1 protein-coding gene is annotated in these 261 nt (G+C 58.2%); it reads left to right on the top strand.

From position 1 onward, the window contains the following. Positions 1-69: 69 nt before the first annotated feature. A partial coding sequence (locus tag SB658_RS25025) for a hypothetical protein (RefSeq protein WP_410603117.1) occupies positions 70-261 on the top strand: 192 nt, incomplete at its 3' end.

Raw genomic sequence — 261 nt, forward strand, 5'->3', positions numbered from 1 at the left:
CGACGACCGGCGCTGATGGTTGGCTCGGTGCCCGGTTTTTATCGCGGTAATCAAACGGGAAACGCGTCTATGGCCTTGCTGATCCAGATTGCCCCGGGGTTGTTGTTCTCGTCCGATGTCCTGAGCCCTGAATGGGGGCGCAAATGTCACGGCAACAATCGACCAACTGATATCGGCACGCTTCCAAACATGCCGGCGCCGATGACAACGGCGGAGCCTGAAGTGGACTACCGGACCCAAAAAGCGAAGAACGGACAGCTG

The organism is Bacillus sp. SIMBA_008 (assembly GCF_046535495.1).
Lineage (GTDB): Bacteria > Bacillota > Bacilli > Bacillales > Bacillaceae > Bacillus > Bacillus subtilis.